Origin of the sequence: Pantoea cypripedii (genome assembly GCF_011395035.1) — a bacterium.
Classification (GTDB): Bacteria; Pseudomonadota; Gammaproteobacteria; order Enterobacterales; family Enterobacteriaceae; genus Pantoea; species Pantoea cypripedii_A.
In genome coordinates, this window is record NZ_CP024770.1 from 981,025 (window position 1) to 1,000,241 (window position 19,217).

At 53.6% G+C, this 19,217-nt stretch carries 19 protein-coding genes; 7 read left to right on the top strand and 12 right to left on the bottom strand.

Annotated features, from left to right (window positions below):
• Positions 1-3: 3 nt before the first annotated feature.
• From CUN67_RS27950 to CUN67_RS27985, 8 genes are read right to left on the bottom strand one after another with little or no spacing between them, the layout of a single operon-like run.
• Complete coding sequence (locus CUN67_RS27950; RefSeq protein ID WP_208718705.1) at positions 4-1,674, bottom strand: AMP-binding protein; 1,671 nt, start codon at positions 1,672-1,674, stop codon at positions 4-6.
• Positions 1,655-2,914 carry an MSMEG_0569 family flavin-dependent oxidoreductase gene (locus CUN67_RS27955; protein WP_208718706.1) on the bottom strand — a complete coding sequence of 420 codons (1,260 nt, stop codon included), beginning with the start codon at positions 2,912-2,914 and terminating at the stop codon, positions 1,655-1,657. Before CUN67_RS27955 ends, CUN67_RS27950 begins: the two co-directional genes overlap by 20 nt.
• A gap of 17 nt (positions 2,915-2,931) precedes the next feature.
• Positions 2,932-3,222, bottom strand: a complete 291-nt coding sequence (locus CUN67_RS27960) for an MSMEG_0570 family nitrogen starvation response protein (protein ID WP_208718707.1) — start codon at positions 3,220-3,222, stop codon at positions 2,932-2,934.
• A gap of 11 nt (positions 3,223-3,233) precedes the next feature.
• Positions 3,234-4,196 (bottom strand): sll0787 family AIR synthase-like protein, encoded by a 963-nt coding sequence (locus CUN67_RS27965; protein ID WP_208718708.1) that lies wholly within the window; start codon positions 4,194-4,196, stop codon positions 3,234-3,236.
• On the bottom strand, positions 4,193-4,753 hold the full coding sequence (locus CUN67_RS27970; protein WP_208719567.1) for an MSMEG_0567/Sll0786 family nitrogen starvation N-acetyltransferase: 561 nt from the start codon (positions 4,751-4,753) through the stop codon (positions 4,193-4,195). Before CUN67_RS27970 ends, CUN67_RS27965 begins: the two co-directional genes overlap by 4 nt.
• Positions 4,754-4,762: 9 nt before the next feature.
• A complete protein-coding gene (locus CUN67_RS27975; RefSeq protein WP_208718709.1) occupies positions 4,763-5,872 on the bottom strand; it encodes an MSMEG_0568 family radical SAM protein in 1,110 nt (369 codons plus the stop codon).
• Positions 5,832-6,833, bottom strand: a complete 1,002-nt coding sequence (locus tag CUN67_RS27980; protein WP_208718710.1) for a Nit6803 family nitrilase — start codon at positions 6,831-6,833, stop codon at positions 5,832-5,834. The genes CUN67_RS27975 and CUN67_RS27980 overlap by 41 nt, the downstream gene beginning before the upstream one ends.
• Before the next feature lie 13 nt (positions 6,834-6,846).
• Positions 6,847-7,329: an MSMEG_0572/Sll0783 family nitrogen starvation response protein gene (locus CUN67_RS27985; RefSeq protein ID WP_208718711.1), complete on the bottom strand. Its 483-nt coding sequence runs from the start codon at positions 7,327-7,329 to the stop codon at positions 6,847-6,849.
• Between the two features lie 366 nt (positions 7,330-7,695).
• On the opposite strand from CUN67_RS27985, the gene CUN67_RS27990 reads away from it, so the two are divergent.
• From CUN67_RS27990 to CUN67_RS28000, 3 genes are all read left to right on the top strand, one after another.
• Positions 7,696-9,096: a PLP-dependent aminotransferase family protein gene (locus CUN67_RS27990; protein ID WP_208718712.1), complete on the top strand. Its 1,401-nt coding sequence runs from the start codon at positions 7,696-7,698 to the stop codon at positions 9,094-9,096.
• A gap of 82 nt (positions 9,097-9,178) precedes the next feature.
• Entirely contained in the window at positions 9,179-9,736 is a 558-nt protein-coding gene (locus tag CUN67_RS27995; RefSeq protein WP_208718713.1) for a hypothetical protein, read from the top strand.
• Positions 9,737-9,794: 58 nt separating this feature from the next.
• Positions 9,795-11,057, top strand: a complete 1,263-nt coding sequence (locus tag CUN67_RS28000) for an SEL1-like repeat protein (RefSeq protein WP_208718714.1) — start codon at positions 9,795-9,797, stop codon at positions 11,055-11,057.
• A 111-nt stretch (positions 11,058-11,168) separates the two neighbouring features.
• On the opposite strand, the gene CUN67_RS28005 is transcribed toward CUN67_RS28000, so the two are convergent.
• On the bottom strand, positions 11,169-12,062 hold the full coding sequence (locus tag CUN67_RS28005; RefSeq protein WP_208718715.1) for a LysR family transcriptional regulator: 894 nt from the start codon (positions 12,060-12,062) through the stop codon (positions 11,169-11,171).
• Positions 12,063-12,433: 371 nt separating this feature from the next.
• Here CUN67_RS28005 and CUN67_RS28010 point away from each other — a divergent pair, with 371 nt between their 5' ends.
• The 3 genes from CUN67_RS28010 (at position 12,434) to CUN67_RS28020 (ending at position 14,598) form a co-directional block, all read left to right on the top strand.
• Positions 12,434-13,663, top strand: a complete 1,230-nt coding sequence (locus tag CUN67_RS28010) for a multidrug effflux MFS transporter (RefSeq protein WP_208718716.1) — start codon at positions 12,434-12,436, stop codon at positions 13,661-13,663.
• Between the two features lie 118 nt (positions 13,664-13,781).
• Positions 13,782-14,180 carry a (R)-mandelonitrile lyase gene (locus CUN67_RS28015; protein WP_208718717.1) on the top strand — a complete coding sequence of 133 codons (399 nt, stop codon included), beginning with the start codon at positions 13,782-13,784 and terminating at the stop codon, positions 14,178-14,180.
• Positions 14,181-14,376: 196 nt separating this feature from the next.
• Positions 14,377-14,598 carry a hypothetical protein gene (locus CUN67_RS28020; protein WP_208718718.1) on the top strand — a complete coding sequence of 74 codons (222 nt, stop codon included), beginning with the start codon at positions 14,377-14,379 and terminating at the stop codon, positions 14,596-14,598.
• 252 nt (positions 14,599-14,850) lie between these two features.
• On the opposite strand, the gene CUN67_RS28025 is transcribed toward CUN67_RS28020, so the two are convergent.
• The 3 genes from CUN67_RS28025 to CUN67_RS28035 are packed head-to-tail and all read right to left on the bottom strand — an operon-like array spanning position 14,851 to position 17,670.
• Entirely contained in the window at positions 14,851-16,314 is a 1,464-nt protein-coding gene (locus tag CUN67_RS28025) for a hypothetical protein (RefSeq protein WP_208718719.1), read from the bottom strand.
• Entirely contained in the window at positions 16,299-16,685 is a 387-nt protein-coding gene (locus tag CUN67_RS28030; protein WP_208718720.1) for a hypothetical protein, read from the bottom strand. Before CUN67_RS28030 ends, CUN67_RS28025 begins: the two co-directional genes overlap by 16 nt.
• A gap of 16 nt (positions 16,686-16,701) precedes the next feature.
• Positions 16,702-17,670 (bottom strand): hypothetical protein, encoded by a 969-nt coding sequence (locus CUN67_RS28035; protein ID WP_208718721.1) that lies wholly within the window; start codon positions 17,668-17,670, stop codon positions 16,702-16,704.
• A gap of 258 nt (positions 17,671-17,928) precedes the next feature.
• Between CUN67_RS28035 and CUN67_RS28040 the strand changes: the two genes are divergently transcribed.
• Positions 17,929-19,188: a chloride channel protein gene (locus tag CUN67_RS28040; protein ID WP_208718722.1), complete on the top strand. Its 1,260-nt coding sequence runs from the start codon at positions 17,929-17,931 to the stop codon at positions 19,186-19,188.
• The last annotated feature ends 29 nt before the right edge of the window (positions 19,189-19,217 follow it).

The following is a 19,217-nucleotide window of genomic DNA, read 5'->3' on the forward strand; positions in this document are numbered from 1 at the left end:
CTTTCACGCACTCAACATCCGGCGCAAAAACTTCCCGGAAAAGGTCTTCGGCAACGAACGGCGGAAGTGAATCTTGCGCGGCAGGGCATAGCGGCCACAGCGGCTGATCAGACGTTCGCGTATTTGTTGCTTCAGTGCCGCTTCCTGTGGTGCATTTAGCCCATCGGTGACGACAAAAAGCGCCACCATTTCACCCAGCAGGTGATGTGGGGTGCGGGTGGCAACCACCTCAACGATACCGTCCAGGCCCGCCAGGGCATTTTCTACTTCCGCTGTCGCCAGACGCTTGCCGCCGATGTTGATCACGTCGTCCATGCGCCCCTGAATGACGATGTTATCGCCCACCTGCACGGCACAATCATGGGTGGCATAACTCCAGCGCCCATCACGTTGCAGCCAGTAGCGTTGATCATGCTGCGTATCATCCTGCCAGAGGGTTGACATGCCACCCGGACCAAGCGAGCCATTTACCACCAGCAGTCCTGCCTCACCCGCCGCACACAAAGCGCCACTGGCCGCATCAACGATCGCCACTGAGCGGCTGAACACCGGCTTCAGACCGCTGCCCGACCCCGCCAGCAGTGGCCAGCCGGATTCAGTCTGCCAGTAGTGATTTTCGCATGGCACGCACATCTCCGTGCTCACCCAGTCATGCGTTGTACTGTCGAGCGGTTCGCCTGCCAGATAGAGCGATCGTAACGCCGCCAGGTCGGCACGCGGCGTCCCCTGCTGGCGTGCCATGCGGATCGCACCGGCGATGGTTAACATACGGGTGATCCCCAGCTCCGCCACCATTTGCCACCAGCTTTCTCCGGGGGCATTCACCGGGCTGGCTTCACACATAACCGTGGTGATCCCCGCCAGCAACGGTGCATAGACGCCGTAGCTATGTCCGGTGACCCATCCCACATCCGCCGTGGTAAAGAAAATTTCGTCATCCTGAACCTGAAACAGGTGATGCAGGCTAGCCAGCAGCGCCACGGCGTAGCCACCGGTATCGCGCACGATGCCTTTCGGCGCGCCCGTGGTGCCGGAGGTAAACAACAGGTGTGAAGGCTGAGAAGCCTCTACCCAGGCACAGGGCACCTCGCGCCCCTGATGTTGTGCCAGCTCACGGCTAAAATCCGCACTCACCATATCCGCCACGCGTAACGTGGCGGTGGGTGCAGGGATGGAGGGCAGGCTCTCACGGCTGCGCTTCTCGCTGCTGTGGATCAGCAGCACCGGTTGGCAGGCATTGATACGCTGGGCCAGCGCTTCGCTGGTGCTGGCAGAGTAAACCACCACATGCACCGCCCCGAGCCGGGCGCAGGCCAGCATGGCGATGGCGGCCTGCGGCATCATCGGCAGCGCAATCAGCACCCGATCCCCCTGGCGGATCCCCCAGCTCGACAACAGGCTGCTCAGGGCGTTGACCTGCTGCCAGAGCTCAAGGTAGCTGAGCCGATGGGTATACCCGAGATAATCACGATGAATGATGGCGCAATGGTTTCCACGGGTCACCAGATGGCGGTCGAGCGCGTTATAGCTCAGGTTAGTTTTCCCATCCGGGAACCAGCGACAGCGCGGACCACCATCAATGCTGGCTACCAACGCGCTAAAATCCTGTTGCCAGTGCAGGCGTTGCGCTTCCTGTTGCCAGAACGCGGCATCCTCAACGGTGATCATTGACATATACCGTCTCCGCAGCGCCCTGATGCTGCTGCACAATCGCTTCCGCCAGCCATGCGGCATCTTCCCCTACACCTTCAAAGCGCCCCGATCCCCAGGTCCACAGCCACGGCAACCCAAGAAAATACAGACCCGGCTGTACCGAGACACCACGGGTATGCCGTGGATAGCCTTTGTCATTGAAGGCAGGCGCGTCTATCCAGCTGAAATCGGTATGGAACCCCACTGCCCAGATAATGGCGGTGATATTGGACAGATCGATATGGGTGGCGCTTTCTTCTGGTTGCCACAGCGGCTGATAGCGCGCTTCAGCGGGCGCGTCGATACCCTGTTCAGCGATCCAGACATCAATGCTGTCTTTGATTTTCTGCGAGGTGGCGTCAGCACCGTCGAGGTTAGCCTTAAGGTCATCGGCGGTGAGGAGTGTGCCGTCGCGGTATCCCAGCAGACGGCCATACAGCTGCATGCCCTGCAAGGCAAAGGCGCGCAGATCGATATCGCGCCCGCCATCACGGCCCGTGACATAGTGGTTGGTTTTGCGCCGTGCGTCTTCACCGAGCGGATGATCGTCAACGGTCAGACGGTAATGCCCCATATCATCCAGCCAATCCACCACGTCGCGACCACGGTAAAAACGCGCCACGCGCGGTGCGCTGCCCACGCACAGATGGACGCGACGACCGGCCAGATGCAGATCCTCTGCGATCTGCGCACCGGATTGCGCCGATCCCACCACCAGTACGTCTCCGGCGGGCAATTGCTGCGCCGATTTATAGTCAGCGGAATGCACCTGCATGATGCTTGCTGGCAGTTGTGCGGATATCGCCGGAAAGCGCGGACGATGATAATTGCCCACCGCGATCACCACCTGGTCAGCGGTGAAAACCCCGGCAGAAGTCAGTAACTGAAAACCCTGCTGCGTTTTCTCTACGCGCAACACGTTAACCCCTTCACGCAATGGTGCATTGAAGCTACGGGCGTAGCGTTCAACATAATCGATGATTTCATCGCGCAGCATAAAGCCGTGCGGATCGTCGCCGTCATAGGGGAAGCCAGGCAACTTACATTGCCAGTTAGGCGTCACCAGGCAGAAGTTATCCCAGCGTTGTTCGCGCCATGCCCAGGCCAGTTGATGGCGTTCCAGCACCAGATGCTGGATGTTTTTTTGCGTCAGGTTCCAGCTCATGGCGAGACCCGCCTGCCCGCCGCCAATAATGACGACAGGATAATGATTGTTGTTCATCGTAATCTCGCTTGTTATCAGACCGGGACGGGGGTGATTTTTTCCACAATGACTTGCTGCTGCGCCGTAAACTGCCGGGCTTTTTGCACGATTACCGCAGACTGATCCTGGGCGCTGGAGCAGTAATAACCGAACTTCGCCTTCACCCTTTCACTGGCTTCGTCCAGCGCGCGGGTACTCAGGGTGACGAACTCATCCAGCGTATAGGGATGGTTCACCTCCAGGTGTTTCTCAATGGCGGTGGAGGGGGAATAGCAGGTATCTTTGCTGCCGTCAGGCCAGCAAACGACAAAATGCATTGCAGGCATCGTAAGTTCCTCTATTGATTGTTCATGCCGGTAAGCGGCTGTTGCGCCAGATCCCAGTAACAGCCGCGCTGCTGCTGGTACTGCATGATGAGTTTTCTCTCCGGGGTGAACTGCCCCACCGCAGCACAACTGATGCCGTGCCGGGCAAAGCGTTCAGCTACCTCGTCGCGATGATATGGCTCCACTGCCAGCAGGAATCCGAAGCTGGGGAAGGCACACAGCCACTGCTCCAGTTCCACGCCTGGCGGGATGGGGATCTGCGCCAGGTCCAGCTCGGCACCCAGCCCGGCGCTCTCCAGCATCATCACCAGCGTGCCCGCCAGCCCGGCCTGGCTGATGTCTTTCGCCGCCTGAAGTAATCCTTCATCGGCCATCGCAGGCAGCAGCGACAGGGCCTGGCGCAGAGCCAGAGGATCGGCATGAGTCGCCGCATCCCAGTTGTTACCGGGTGGGTGCCAGCGCCCCTGTAGATTGGCAGCCACCATAAGCGTCTGACCCGGTTGTACGGCAAAGCTGCTGAGCGGATGTGTTGTCTCCCCCAGCACCGCCACGGCCAGCTGTGGCTGATCGCTGCGCAGATTGGTGTGGCCGCCAACCACAGGCACCTGATACGCGCGGGAGGCCGCCGCCATTCCTTGCAGGATCTGCTCCGCATGGGGTAACGCGTCATCCCACAGGGCGTTAACCACCGCCAGCGGGCGTCCGCCCATCGCGGCAATGTCACTCAGATTGACCATCACGCCACACCAACCGGCAAACCACGGCTCTTCCGCGACAAAGCGGTTAATAAATCCCTCCATTGCCAGCAGTTTGTAGCCGTTGCCATCGGGGATCAGCGCACAGTCATCGCCATTCGGGTACGGGTTAGGCCAGGCATCGCGCAGCTGCTGCGCCACCTGCTGGATATCGCGCTTGTGGGCGATGCCGCTAAAGGCGTGCAGCCGTTCAATCAGCGCAGCTAAGTCATGATTCATCGCGCTACCCCCGTCAGAAAGGCGGGCATTTCCGTCGGCTTGCGAACCGGGGTATTGATCACCATGCCACTGCGCGGGTCGTGACAGGGGGGATAAAAGTTGAGATCGGCCTGCATCCGCGCATGGCGGACCCCGCGCAAATCCAGCCACTCCAGCGTGTGCCAGTGCATACGGCGAAACAGTGGCTCGTTCTGATGCTGCACCTGGGCATAAAATTCGCGGCAGCCCAGCGCATGGGCGCTGCACACCGCCAGGCGGATCAGCGTCGGCCCCAGCTGGCCCTGGCGACGATAGGCGTTATCCACCGCGAGGCGCGATCCCATCCAGATCCCCGGTGCCCGTTCATGGATACGCACCGTGCCCACCACTTCATCGTGCCAGCCGCCCACGCTACCGAGTGCCACCAGCAGCCGGGCATGTCCATCGATATCATCCAGGTCATCGCCCTCAAACAATCCCTGTTCCTGGCAAAACACGCGCTGGCGCAGCGCGTAAGCCTGTCGCCGTTCCCACGGCAGCGTGACCCATTTGATGGTGTAACCTGCGTAGTGATTCATCATGCCCCCTTACGCCATCGCCTGTTCAAAGCTGGAAAGTGAGGAGCAGGCACCGCAGCGACCGCAGCCCGCCTTGATATCGCTGGAACGCAGGCTCGCCTGGCTGAGCATCTGTCCGAGCGGCTGCAAAATGGACGACATAAACTGGCTGTCAGGGGCCGGATGATGTTCCAGCGGTGTGCCGCTGATCGGGACAAAAGGCACCACAAACGGATAAACCCCGAGGTCAATCAGCGTCTCCGACAGCGACAGGATAGCTTCCGGCGTATCGCCCAGACCCGCCAGGATATAGGTACTGACCTGCCCCCGGCCAAACACCGCCACCGCATCGGCGAATGCCTCAAGATACTGATCCACGCTCACCTGGGCCTTGCCCGGCATAATGCGGGCGCGAACCGCAGGAGTGACGGCTTCGAGATGCATACCCAGCGCATCAATCCCCGCGTCTTTCATGCGTCGGAACCATTTCGCATCTCCCGGTGGTTCGCATTGTCCCTGCAACGGCAAATCCACCGCCGCTTTGATGGCGAGCGCGCTTTCCACCAAAATGCGGGCACCACGATCACTGCCGGAGGGGGTTCCGGTGGTCATCACCATATGTTTCACCCCATCCAGCTCCACGGCCGCTTTTGCCACTTCCGCCAGTTGCTGCGGGGTTTTACGCGCGATGGTGCTGCCCGCTGCCAGCGACTGCCCGATAGCGCAGAACTGGCACGCCTTCGCGCGATTTTCATAGCGGATGCAGGTTTGCAGCACGGTGGTCGCCAGCACGTCGGTGCCATGCAGCGTGGCAATCTGCGAGTAAGGTATGCCGTCGGCCGTCTGTCGCTCATAAAAGCGCGGTTTATGGGCGACGCTGATCTCCCGCACCGGAATCAGGTTGTTGTACAGCCGGGTGGCACCGGACTCCTCGTGTTTCACCTGCCAAGGCGACTGGCGCGCGGAATGGGTGTAGATCGGCACCATCACCGTCACACCATCGATATTCATCGCCTGATGGTCCGACGGTCCGGCGCCACCGTGACGGCTGACATGATCCTGGCGGGGATTAATGACATTCACCCCCTGGGTCAGCAGCTCAGTGATCAGCTGCTGGCGCGTAGACGGTACGTTCTGCATCGTGGCCTCCTCCGGTTTCGGACTCATTATCACGCGCCACCACATAACGGGCAGGCGTCGCATCGAGGCGCAGGCTGAGTAATTCCGGTCGGGCATAGTGGCCGACAGAATCCATCATGCGTTTGCGTTTGGTGATCAGGGCCATGTCCAGATCGGCAATCAAAATCCCCTCACCTTCGGTCAGCGGCGGCACCAGGTGGCGGCCTTCCGGCGAGATGATGGCGGTGTTGCAGCCACCACGCAGCCCCTTTTGTAACACCGGGTCGCTGGTCAGCTCGTTGATTTGCTCCTCGGTCAGCCAGCCGGTGGCATTGATGACAAAGCAACCGGACTCCAGTGCATGATGGCGAATGGTGACGTCCATCTGCTCGGCAAAAATCGGCCCCACCAATGAACCGGGGAACTGGCTGCAATGGATCTCCTCGTGCTGAGTCATCAGGCTGTAGCGCGCCAGTGGGTTGTAGTGCTCCCAGCAGGCTAAAGCCCCGATGCGCCCAACCGCCGAGTCCACCACCTTCAATCCGGCACCGTCTCCCTGTCCCCAGATCATCCGTTCGTGATAGGTCGGGGTGATTTTGCGGCGTTTCAGCACCAGTTCCCCGCTGGCATCAAATACCAGTTGGGTGTTGTAGAGTGTGCCGTGGTCACGTTCATTCACCCCCAGCACCACGACGATGTTGCGCAGGCGGGCGCGTTCGCCCACCGCATGGGTGATCGGGCCGGGCACCACCACCGCCTGGTCATACAATTTCAGATGGGCCGCTCCGGCGGTCATCGCGGGCGTGATAAACGAGAAGTAGGGGTAATAAGGCACAAAGGTCTCGGGAAAGACGATGATCTCTGCCCCCTGTGCAGCTGCCTGATCGATCGCGTCCAGCACCCGGGCCAGCGTTTTGCTGGCCTCATGGAGATCTGGCGCAATCTGGGCGGCGGCGGCACGAATAATGCGTGACTCAGCCATAACGCGCCTCCGCTTACATCGTCCAGGTATCGATGATCACCGCGTTGTCACGCACGTGGAGCAGCTTCAGATCCAGCACATCCAGCGGGTTGATCGGGCGTACCCCTTCCAGCAGTGAAGGTTCGCCATGACCATACAAAGCCTGCAGGGCAAAACGGCAGGCGTAGACTTTGCCGCCTTCAGACATAAATTTGGTCAGCTGGTTGCCATAGTTCTGGTGACCGGGAAACGCTTCGGCCCCGATGGTGGGGAAACCGCGCTGCACGCCAAGCAGCACCCCTGGCCCATACAGCAGGATGGAGGTTTCGAATCCTTTACGTTGCAAACGGGTGGCCTGCAACATGTTGACGAAACCGATCGAACCTTCAAAGGCGACGGTGTGGAAGGTCACCAGTGCCTTCTGGCCCGGTTCCGCCTTCACATCCTCAAACACTTTCTCTTCGTAATCGACAAAGAAATCACCCGTCTTATGAGCTGGCAAAGTAACTTTTGGCATAGCACGTTTCTCCCGGTTTTATCAGGGGGGAGCCTCGCTCCCCGTCATGGTACATCGCAGGTGATGCACAGAGACTGGAGCAAGGTACGTGCCAGCGGGGATTCAGGGGTATGCAATCAATGGTCCATCAAACGCTCAAATTATGCGCAAAAAAATTTTCATCGCGTAAACACTCTCATAACATGCCGCGCCAGATCGCGCGAAATCACGTTGAGATGCACTGAATTGATGCCAATTTGCACCAAAAATGCACACAACTAAAATCATCATGCAATCAATGATGCAATCAATGGATAAGGTGATTGCAGATTAACGCCAGCCAGGCAATAGTGATGCTAACTTCGCCGTTTTGCTGGAATGGTATGCATGCTTAATAAACTTGGCAGTCGCTGGAACAGTTATCAGAACCAGAACACCCAACGCCCGGCTTATCTGTTGATTGCCGATATCATCGCAGACGGCATCAACAGCGGGGAGTTTCAGCCACGCGATCGCCTGCCGCCGTTACGTGAACTGGCGCTGCTGCTGGCGCTCAATTACACCACCGTGACGCGCGGCTATGCGGAAGCCAAACGGCGCGGTTTGATTGACTCGCGACCGGGTCTTGGCAGTTATATTCGCGGCAAGGTGCCTGCTGTCCCACTCAGCGGGGGTAGCAGCTATGAGATGACGATGAATTCACCGATTGAACCCGGTGAGGAGCTGGCACAGGCCATCAGTGAAGGGGCGATTAACCTGTTCGCGCAGAAAAATATTCTCAGCCTTCTGCGTTACCAGGATTTTGGCGGACAGGCCGACGATAAAGCGATGGCAAAAGTCTGGCTGGAGAAGCAGTTGCCCGCCGTCAGTCTGGAGGAGATCCTGGTCGCTCCGGGGATCCACAGTGCGCTGGTGGGATTGCTGACTCTGCTGTGCCGCAAGGGTGGCAGCGTGTGCGTCAGTGATTTGATCTATCCGGGCCTGAAAGCCATTGCCAGTCAGTTGAATATCACGCTGCAATCCCTGCCCTGCGATGAGGATGGACCGCTGCCGCGCGCCTTTGAACATCAATGCCAGACCGGCAACATCAGCGCGTTGTATATCAATCCTACCATCCAGAATCCCACCACCCTGACCTTGCCACTGCGCCGCCGGGAAGCGCTGGCCGATGTGGCGTCACGTTACAGCGTACCGGTGATCGAAGATGAGGCCTATGCTGCGCTGGCAACACAACATATCGCTTCGTTCAGTGAGTTAATTCCCGAGCTGACCTGGTACGTCACCGGCATGTCCAAATGTTTTGGGCCGGGGCTGCGTACCGCATTTATCAAAGGTCCGGGTAAGCGCAATACCCAGCTGCTGGCGGGTGCGCTACGCGCCCTGAACGTGATGGCCAGCCCGATTACCAACGCGCTGGCGACCCAGTGGATCAGCGATGGTACCGCCGATCGGGTGTTGCTTTCCGTGCGTGCCGAATCGGTGATTCGCCAGAAAATGGCCAGTGAAATTCTGCACGATTTCAGTTATCGGGCCACGCCGCAGGGATTCCATCTGTGGTTGCAGCTGCCGCGTCATTTCAACTGGAATCCTGCCGAGATGGCGGTAAAACTGCGCGAACTTGGCGTCAGTGCCGTTTCAAGCGCGGCATTCTGCACCGATAATAATCCACCGGATGCGCTGCGTATTTGTCTGGGTGGCTCCTGGTCACGGGAAACCTGTGCGGAGAATTTACAGACCATTGCCCATGTCATGCTGAATCCTCAGCATTATGGCAGCGTGATTCTTTAAGCATGTTAATGGGTTCGCTTGAATAATGATGATGATGCTGGCAACATTAGTCGCCTATCTTAATTAAATCGGGTAAGTCAGGATGACCCTACCTAATTTCACTGCGATCAGAATATTTCTCGTGGGGTTATTGCGAAAAATAAACTGGGAAGCTTTTTCGGTTATCGTCGCTTTAGGCATATTTCTCTGGGGCAATCACTCCGCTTCAGTGGATAAAGAACAAAATGCCATCGAGGAAGTGCAAAAGATAAAAATCATGCTGCACTCCGAGGTGGAATATAACCTGCAGGCGGTGGAAACCGGGGGCTATGAGCAATCCCTCGTCGAGGGGCTGGAAGTCTGCGTTCCTTTACCCGACAACGATAGCGAGGCGATAGAGCGGCTCGACGTTGTCGCGGGCTATTTGCACGATGATATTTATAAAGCCACACTGCCTAAGCTACAAAACCTCCCCCCTGAATATGTTGACAGGCTGGTGCGCTATTATAACGCTATCGGCAGATTTAAAGATTTAAGCGCTGCGTTTAAAAGCAGTGGCGGCAATCATAGCAAGATCAATTTGTTTAAAAGTGAATATTATGCCCTGGTGACGCAATCCGCCACGCTGGAAGAATTACTGCGGACGAAAGACGCGTCATGATTGTGTGCACGCTTTTAACGCCCCCTTCTGAGCCATTACCGTTCTGGATAATAATGAGATGAAACTATTTACCCCTAAAGCTATCGCTCTGCTGGTGACATTATGTTGTTGCAGTGCTTCCTATGCCGGGGAAAGTCTGGCTGATCTGCAAACTAAAGCCACTAATGGTGATGCGGCTGCACAAACCACCCTTGGCATCGATTACCTGAACGGTGACGGTGTCACGCAGGATTACGGCAAAGCACAGCAGTGGCTGGAAAAAGCGGTGGCTCAGGATAGCCAGGAAGCCTGTCATGCTCTCGCCCTGATGTACACCTATGGACAGGGTGTGACGAAAGATCTTAATAAAGCTGTCGAACTGTATAAAAAAGCCGGTCCGGCGCAGCATGGCGATGCCTACAATAATCTGGCGGTTATCTATTCGAAAGGATTGAATGGCAAAGCGGACCCCGCCCTGGCGATGAAGTATTATCAACTGGCTGCCGATGCCGGCAATAGCGAGTCGCAGGCCATAATCGGCTGGAAATATGCTACCGGTGACGGGGTGGCAAAAAACACCCGGAAAGCGTTTCAGTATTATGAAAAATCCGCCGCGCAGGGTAACTCTCAGGGACAATATTTGCTCGCCACCGCCTATGACGATGGTACCGGGGTGAAACGTAACGATGCACTCGCCGTCTCCTGGTATAAAAAAGCCGCAGATAACGGCAACACATCCGCAATGAATAACCTCGGCGTTATGCTTACCGATGGTGAAGGCGTGAAGCGAGATTACGTCAAAGCGCGCTTTTATCTGGAACAGGCGGTAGCGAAAGACTCAGCAGAAGCCAGAGCCGGGTTGGGTTATTTGTATCTCAATGGGCTGGGGGTAAAAAAGGACTATTACAAAGCCACCGAACTCTACAGCACGGCCTGTGACCGCGAGGTTGCGGGTGCTTGCGATACCGTGAAGGACATGAAGGCGAAAAAAATGTATCGCGTCAGAACGGCCAGCTCGTCTGCCTCCGCGCCAACCCAGCGCCTGATCGCAAAATCCATTGATGATGGAGTCAACGCGACATTTACCTGGCAAGGTGACGATGCCACTTTCAAAGCCAACGGACACGCAGAGGATTGCTCATTTTTGAAAGACTTTTCTGAGCCAGCAGGCAATCTCGCCACCTCTTTTGTCTGCACCGGGAATGTCCAGATCGTGCTGAAGCAATTCAAAACCACGAAGAATGCCTACATCGCGGTGACCACTAACAACTTTAAAGATGAAGTGAAATCGTTCGCCGTCAATGTTTATACCGTGGATGCAGCAGCGCTCGCTGCCGAGTGATGGCCATTGCGCGATAAATCGCGCCGCTACGAATCCCCCCGCTGATCGTAGCGGCGTGATTTATCACGCGGGGTTTACCGGCTCCGTGCGGTTATTGGAAGCCGCTGCCAATTAAGATTTATAACGCACCGCCTCAATCAATTTCGAAAAAGCCGCCGTGTGCTGTTTACGGCTGGGGTAGTAAAGATAATAACCGGCAAAAGGTGCACACCAGTCATCCAGCGCCACCTGCAATTTCCCTTCATCAATATATTGTCTGACGCAGTCTTCAGGAACATAGGCGACGCCCATCCCGGTTAACGCGGCATCCACGCGCGAGGCGAGGTTATTAAAAATCAGCTGCCCTTCAACTTTAACCCGAATTTCTTTGCCATCCTTGTTAAATTCCCAGTTATAAATCCCCCCGAGTGTGGGCAACCGCATATTGATGCAATTATGGTTCTGGAGTTCATAGGGAGTTTCAGGCATCCCTTTCTGCGCAAAATATTCGGGGGCAGCGACCACTACCATGCGCCAGTCCGGGCCGATACGCACGGCCACCATATCTTTCTCAACCTGTTCGCCCAACCTCACCCCGGCATCAAAGCGGCCGCTGACAATATCCGTCAGGGTGTTATCAACCGATAATTCAACATTCACTTCCGGGTAGGCCTGTAAAAAAGGTTTCAATAACGGCCAGAGGGTTGATGCCAGCGCGTGCTCCCCGGCGGTAATACGGATATTGCCGGAGGGCTTGCCCTGCTCATCGGTCAATTGCAGCAAGGCTTTTTCGATATCGATAATCATCGGCCCCACGTTCTGAATTAACCGCTCGCCTGCTTCAGTGGGAGCCACACTACGGGTGGTGCGGGTTAATAATCGGGTATTAAGTCGTTCTTCAAGCCCGCGGATGGAGTGGCTCAGTGCCGATTGCGAGACCCCCAGTTTGGCAGCAGCGCGGGTAAAACTCTTCTCGCGCGCCACCATCACCAGATAGATGAGGTCGTTAAAATTTTCCCTGAGCATCGGTTACGCCTCTTTGTCATCTTTTATCAGGCCACAGCCCTGAAAAGCATACATAAATTGAAATATATGTGACTCACTCACAAATTGACCAGTAAATAACTGACGCAACGTGACGGAAGCCATGTTCTAAGCCAGTTTTCACTTCAATGCTTAACCTTTTAGAGCGGTACTGATGAGTTTTTCTCATTACGTCTGGCGGGGTTTGCCCGCTAATAAACTGTCATGACGATTATCCCGTCGTTCGGCATCTTTTATGAATCTGCCTCATAAGGTCAATCCCCGCTAGCTGGCTAATCATCGGCGAGAATTCTGTTAATTTACAATTGTTCTCCGCACCTGCCTTGATAACTTCTCTCAGCAAGAAACCGACTATGACGACTCCTGTGATGGACGCTGTAACACAACGGCGTGATTTACGTTTGTTGATTATCCTGAGCGCACTGATGTCATTTGCCTCAGTATCAACCGACCTCTACCTGCCTGCGATGCCACTAATGGGCAAAGACTTACACGCCGCCAGTGGCGGGATTGAACTCACCCTTTCCGGGTTTCTGATTGGCTTTAGCCTTGGGCAATTAATCTGGGGGCCTGCTGGCGACCGTTATGGTCGACGCATCCCGGTAGGACTGGGACTGGTATTGTTTTTGATCGGCTCGATTGGCTGCGCCTTGTCTACCTCAATCCCGCAAATGGTCAGCTGGCGAGTGATTCAGGCCGTCGGTGCCTGTGCCGGACCCGTACTGGCACGGGCCATGGTACGCGACCTGTATAGCCGCGAACGTGCCGCACAAATGCTGTCGACGCTGATTCTGTTTATGGCGGTTGCGCCATTATCCGGCCCGATTCTTGGCGGACAAATCATGGCCTGGAGTAACTGGCATATGATTTTCTGGTTTATGGTGCTGCTGGGCGTGGTTGCCATCATCGGGCTGGCTTTTCTGCCGGAGACGCTTCAGCCGGAGTCACGCGCTACCACCCCGCTCTCCTGGGCCATGAAGGATTACGGCAACATACTCAGGGATAAACGGGTGATGGGTTATGGCCTGGCAGGAGCCTGTTACTACGCGGGGTTTTACGCCTTTATCGCGGGTACGCCTTCTGCCTATATCGATTATTACCATGTCTCGCCACAGGTATATGGCCTGCTGTTTAGCGTCAATATTATTGGCGTGATGGGTGCCAACTTCCTTAACAGCCGCACGGTAAAACGCATCGGCAGCGATCGTCTGTTTCATCTCGGTAGCACCATTGCGGCATTGGCCGGGGTGATGTTCGCAGTGGATAGTCATTCAGGCTGGGGCGGCATTAGCGGCCTGATCCTGCCATTCCTGGTTTATGCTGCAATGAACGGACTGATTGTGGCCAATTCGGTGGCCGGTGCCTTAGCCGAAGCCACCACCAATGCCGGTGGCATCTCATCGTTAATTGGTGCTATGCATTATGGCTCCGGCATCTTTAGCTCCGCCGTACTGGGATGGTGGAAAGATGGCTCACCCTGGCCGATGGGCGCGGTTTTAGGTGCGGTTGCCATCACCGGTTGCGTTATCAGCTGGGGGCTGAAGCGTCATAACCACCTCTCCTCGATCGCATCACACCAGTAGCATCATAAACTTATGAAAAATGCTCATAGGTACATCCCACTTATGGCATCTAATGCCCGGTCCGCAGCTTTGCTATGGTTTAGTTGTCATCCAGAGACGCATAACCAAGGAATTAAGCATGTTAAAAATTATCCCTAATGGCTCCGTACCCTCACGCAAAGGCCCGGAAGAGTATTTCACCGGCACGGTGCGTCTTGATGCGCCATTCAGTGGCACCGGGTCAGCACGTGTGGGCGGCGCAACCGTGACCTTTGAACCCGGTGCCCGTACCGCCTGGCACACCCATCCGCTCGGCCAGACGCTGATCATCACTCACGGCCAGGGCTGGATTCAGTGTGAAGGTGAAGAGACCGTGGTGATGAATCAGGGTGATATCATTTTTATCCCGGAAGGTGTGAAACACTGGCACGGTGCTACCCCTGACAATGCCATGACACATATCGCCATCGCCGAATCTGTCAACGGCAGCCCGGTTGACTGGATGGAAAAAGTCACCGATGAACAATACAAAAAGTAAAAAAAACCTCTGAAACTGCTCAGAAAACCTGCTGCCCGGTCACCTGCCGGGCAGGATACTTTTCCAGAAATAACAGTCACCTGACAGAGTGACGCACCAGAAAGTAGCCTGGTTCTCTCCGAATTTTCCAATAGTGCCCCAAAACTGTGCTACAAAAGCATGGCTGCAATCTGATGACATTAACCCGGGGAACGAGATGAAAAGCGTAAAAGCCACATCAATTCGTGAGGTGAACGATAAGCTGCACAACGGTGAATCCAAAGAAGTTGTTATCGATTTCGATATCAGCAGTGATGACTTCTTTGCTCTCTCCGATTACTGGTGCGAACGTGGGGCAAAGATCAAAAAAGAAGGTGATCGATTTAAAATAAAACTGGGCAAAACCAGTATCCCTGAGCCTCCCGAAGCAAAAAAATAATATCATCCTGCCTATCGCTCATTGGCGCAGGGACGCGTCAATTTCATATCTAACTTTCTGGTAAACCCGATTTTTATTTAAAAAAAATTTAAGAGCCTTCCGTTCGTCAGACACCAACGCTGTAATCCAGCCGAACTGGAGGAGCTAATCATGGAAAACATAGCGGTAAAAGAGAACATCAATTTGCACATCTTAGAAAAAAGTGCTGTTAAATGATTCAGAGTCACTCCTGAATCATTTAATCAAACTATATCAGTCAGCAAGAAGGGCTTGCCTGGTTTTCTTATTCTTTTTAGAAGGCGGTGAGGCAGTCGATGAAGATTCTGCTGATATCTGTCTTTCCAGCTCCTGCCTGTCCGATTCTTCTTCCACGGGTGCAAGTATAGGCTCAGGATTTGTAGCCAATCCACCCCAGCCACTTTCTTCTAATTCATTAACGATACCGGAACCGATAGTATTTATCGCCTTAAAGGCAGCCAGATAATCTTCAAGAGCATCTGCATAAATACCTTTCTCACATTGCTCCAACACAGAAAATAAAAGGTCCTCATATTCTTCTTCTACACCGCTCTCCAATAATTTAATAGTTTTATCCCAGAGTTTATGTAAGTCTTTAACCAAGGCAGGACGGGATATATTATCAGAAATATCTCGCCGAAGTTTACCCTCACCTATCATTGAAGAAATGTTATGACCAGCGGAGCGGGCCATACTGGCAGCATCACTACTCGCCCCTTTGATAGCTGCATCAGCCAAAGTGCGAACAAAAAGACTATCAGTAGCAACATCTGATGATCCAGGTATTGGTTCAATACGGACTTGTCGTGATTCCCATTCTGCTGCTTTAACCGCATTACTTTCATTTGCTACAGCAAGCATATCTGCGGCTAATCTATTTAAATTCCTCACATATAATGGCTCAGGTCTGTGTTGTTTTGCTGTGGCAATTCTATCAGCAGAAACTTTACTCTTCACGTAATTCCGTCGAAAAGCCACAATTGCATTCTTTTGCTTTTCATATCTTTCATTATCTTCCAATTGAGTTTCTCGCAGCATTTCGGGTGTAATCTCCCGATGACCAAACTCGTCCCCACCTAATTTCTGAGCAATCTTTTCAGCTTCATTCCTTATCTTATTAAATGATGCAATTTTCCTATGCTTAACAGCCATTAAATTACCAGTTTCTAAAGTATCACTGGATTGTTTATAAAATGCGAGTGGCAAGTGATCTCGTAACTTACCTTTTCGCGCAGCAGTGAGTTTGGGGAAAACAGAACGTTCATACACGCTATCGACCCTTTCATAAAAGTTGCTTTTCTCTGAGTTCGCTCGTTCTATACTGGGAACGCAGGAACTTTTAGACATGGAATCAATTAAATCAGATCGAGTGCCCTCATCTTTCTGAGCGAGTTGTTCCATTAAGCGGGTCAACCTTACCCCAGCAGGTTTCAACATAAGTTGAGGAATGACGGCCATAATAAATTCTTTAGCTTTTGCTGGGAACAAAGCAGAACAGATATTTTTGGCAGAAACAGAGCCATCTTTTAATAAATCAAGCAGGTCATTTGCGAGGTCTTCAAGTAGTAATCCACAACTTGTTACCGACTGACCACTGAGAATACCCTCAGCCAGACGTTTCGCTACATCCGCTTCACCCAGCCAGTTGAGGAAGGTATCTGGGCCAAACTCTTTGGCCTTCTTCAGTGCCTTCTGCATATCTTCAGCGGGTCAAGAGAATCGAGTGCATCTCTTACTGGTGGAGATAATTCCTTAGTAGGTTTATTTGTCGGTTCCTCTTTTTGTTCTTTATCATAAATGTATTCAGGAAATATCTGTATTTTATTCCCCTCAACTACTGCATCAACCCACTCAGGAGAAACTGGACTTATCCACCTCATATTACACATTATAAGTTTCCCATCACTTTCCCACTCAACCATTTTCTCTCTGAATTTGGATGTGTAATCACTTGCTTTACATGCAATATTTGCCCATGGGTCTACAACCCAGCACTTGCCATAATCCGAAAAATGAACGGAATCTTTGGCTCCAACTGGTGGTTGTCCGACCAGAGTAAATGCATGCAATCGATTATCAGCAATTTTATACCTTCTTGCGTACCCCCCCGCATTTATTAATTATCTGCTCAGCAATGCCAGACATTTCATCACAATTACCCATCCCTAATTTCATAAACGGTGTGAGGTCAAAAGGAGTATCACTTGAATATACCTTATCCTGCAAGGCATGTGCCTCGGGGTGTGCTTGACGTTGACGATTAACACTTTCCGGCACCTGTGGTTTCATTTTATTATAACTTTTCAATGCATCTCTTTTGAAACGACTTCTTATTATAGTATTTGTTGTTTCGGCCAGATATTCATTGTGGTTTTCATCTAAGGACCTAACATTTCCATAGCCATTAATATTTGGCATTCTATAATCGTCAGATAATAATGAGTCGTTGGATGAACCAGGCAAGTTATTTCTATTTTCATTTTCGCTCCGTTGGCTCTCTCTTTGATTCTTGCAATCACGAACGAAGCGGGTAATATTTGAATTACTTGCATAAATCGGATCGAGCAATGAATTTATCAATGAATCCGGTATCATAGATAAATCTATGCCACTATCTCTAATTGAATCAACCAACCCATTAATTATTTGCGTTTGTTGGTTAGGTGTTAACTGTCCATTGTTAGTTACAACGGAAGCAAGGCTGACATCATCAGATCCATTTAAGTATCTTTCAATCTCAACATCTGTCCATTGCTGTTGCAAGCCTGAACTCACTGCCGCGCTAATATCAATATCGCTTAAGTCGATACCAGAAAAATCAATAGGTGACTCGGGATCAAAATCTCTGATTAACTGACCAAGTGCATTAGATCTCTGGTTAGTAACTAATTCACGTTCATAATCACCCAAGTGATCAGGTATCGGTTGTCTTAACAGATTCAATGGCTCACCGCCTGAGGATGTTGAAGGCGATGAGTATCCCTGATTGAAGGAAGTTGAAGCTGTACTGTCTGAAAAACTATATGTTTGATTACTGTTGACTGTTGGATTCATTTCATTTTACCTTTAATTTAATTAGGTAAAATGTATTTGAATCATTTTTTTCAGCTTTCGTTTCCTGTCAGGAATTTATAGATTCTGTGCAAAAATAGCCTATTCGCTAGCTATAAGAACGCGTCCTGCTGCCTGAACGGGACACGGAGATTTTTCAATCCTCCCCCTTCCAGCTCCAACATAAATCCCTCCGATACACTTTCTATTGATTAAGCCTCTGTTATCTTTGAGGCTTCACTTTTTACAGGACGCCTGGTAATGACTACCCCTTCTGGCGATAAAAAATACCTGCCTCGTCTGGCAGCCGTGGTAATAACGGGATTGCTTGCCGGGCTGGCAGGAATGCTACTCGCCATGATTTTACACAGCATTCAGCATCTCGCTTTTGGCTACAGCATGGACCGGGTCATCAGCCCGGAATCTTTTCTGCAAGGGGTGACGGATTCAGAACATCTGCGCCGTATTGCGGCGATTGTGACCGGTGGCCTCGTCGCCGGGTGTGGCTGGTGGCTGCTCGGGCGCTATGGGCGTAAACGGGTTTCGGTCGCTGCGGCTGTTGCGCCATCTGGTGCCAGGATGCCGATGGGGACCACCACCCTGCACGCTTTGCTGCAAATCATCACCGTCGCACTGGGATCTCCGCTGGGGCGTGAAGTCGCACCACGGGAAATGGGGGCGCTGGCGGGGGGATTTATGGCTCGCCGGGTAGGATTGGATCCCGACGAAACCCGCACGCTGATTGCCTGTGGTGCCGGTGCAGGCCTGGCGGCGGTGTACAACGTGCCGCTGGCCGGAGCGCTGTTCAGCCTTGAAGTGCTGCTGCTGTCGTTCAGCTGGGAGAAAGCGCTGGCCGCCATCATCACCTCCGCCATCGCGGCCTGGACGGCAACGCTGGGGCTGGGCAACGAATCGCAATATCACTTTACCTCTGGCACCCTGTCCCACTCCTTCCTGGCGTGGGCGATTGTTGCGGGTCCGGTGTTGGGCTGTGCCGCCTGGCTGTTTCGTAAAAGCACCGGTGCCGCGCGCGCCGGTGTGCGGTCAAACTGGCAGATGCCAGTTTTCTGTTTGCTGGCCTTCGCGCTGCTCGCCGTTCTCAGCCTTCATTTCCCCCAGTTGCCGGGCAACGGTAAAGGACCGATGCAGCTGGCCCTGAGCGACAATCTAGATTATCGCGATGCGGCGTTACTGCTCGGGCTGAAAATGGTCGTCATTCTGGCGGTGCTACGGGGCGGAGCCGAAGGTGGGTTACTCACTCCAGGATTGACCGTCGGGGGACTGCTGAGCCTGCTGCTGTGCTTCCTCTGGCAGCTGGCCTTCCCCGGAGGGGATAACGGCAGCTTTGCGCTGGTGGGCGGTGCCGCATTCCTCGCCGCATCAATGCAGATGCCGCTGACCGCCGTGACGCTGGTGATGGAGTTTACCCACATGGATCATGACTATTTTGTTCCCGCCCTGCTGTGCGCCGCTGGCGCTTTTATTACCTGCCGGGTACTGGAGAAAAAACACGCTTTCTGATGAGTGCAAATCTGCGGGCGATCTGTAGC

Coding starts and splice junctions, on each gene's coding strand:
- CUN67_RS27950 (WP_208718705.1), bottom strand. CDS start 1,674: ATGTCAATGATCACCGTTGAGGATGCCGCGTTCTGGCAACAGGAAGCG.
- CUN67_RS27955 (WP_208718706.1), bottom strand. CDS start 2,914: ATGAACAACAATCATTATCCTGTCGTCATTATTGGCGGCGGGCAGGCG.
- CUN67_RS27960 (WP_208718707.1), bottom strand. CDS start 3,222: ATGCCTGCAATGCATTTTGTCGTTTGCTGGCCTGACGGCAGCAAAGAT.
- CUN67_RS27965 (WP_208718708.1), bottom strand. CDS start 4,196: ATGAATCATGACTTAGCTGCGCTGATTGAACGGCTGCACGCCTTTAGC.
- CUN67_RS27970 (WP_208719567.1), bottom strand. CDS start 4,753: ATGAATCACTACGCAGGTTACACCATCAAATGGGTCACGCTGCCGTGG.
- CUN67_RS27975 (WP_208718709.1), bottom strand. CDS start 5,872: ATGCAGAACGTACCGTCTACGCGCCAGCAGCTGATCACTGAGCTGCTG.
- CUN67_RS27980 (WP_208718710.1), bottom strand. CDS start 6,833: ATGGCTGAGTCACGCATTATTCGTGCCGCCGCCGCCCAGATTGCGCCA.
- CUN67_RS27985 (WP_208718711.1), bottom strand. CDS start 7,329: ATGCCAAAAGTTACTTTGCCAGCTCATAAGACGGGTGATTTCTTTGTC.
- CUN67_RS27990 (WP_208718712.1), top strand. CDS start 7,696: ATGCTTAATAAACTTGGCAGTCGCTGGAACAGTTATCAGAACCAGAAC.
- CUN67_RS27995 (WP_208718713.1), top strand. CDS start 9,179: ATGACCCTACCTAATTTCACTGCGATCAGAATATTTCTCGTGGGGTTA.
- CUN67_RS28000 (WP_208718714.1), top strand. CDS start 9,795: ATGAAACTATTTACCCCTAAAGCTATCGCTCTGCTGGTGACATTATGT.
- CUN67_RS28005 (WP_208718715.1), bottom strand. CDS start 12,062: ATGCTCAGGGAAAATTTTAACGACCTCATCTATCTGGTGATGGTGGCG.
- CUN67_RS28010 (WP_208718716.1), top strand. CDS start 12,434: ATGACGACTCCTGTGATGGACGCTGTAACACAACGGCGTGATTTACGT.
- CUN67_RS28015 (WP_208718717.1), top strand. CDS start 13,782: ATGTTAAAAATTATCCCTAATGGCTCCGTACCCTCACGCAAAGGCCCG.
- CUN67_RS28020 (WP_208718718.1), top strand. CDS start 14,377: ATGAAAAGCGTAAAAGCCACATCAATTCGTGAGGTGAACGATAAGCTG.
- CUN67_RS28025 (WP_208718719.1), bottom strand. CDS start 16,314: ATGCAGAAGGCACTGAAGAAGGCCAAAGAGTTTGGCCCAGATACCTTC.
- CUN67_RS28035 (WP_208718721.1), bottom strand. CDS start 17,670: ATGAATCCAACAGTCAACAGTAATCAAACATATAGTTTTTCAGACAGT.
- CUN67_RS28040 (WP_208718722.1), top strand. CDS start 17,929: ATGACTACCCCTTCTGGCGATAAAAAATACCTGCCTCGTCTGGCAGCC.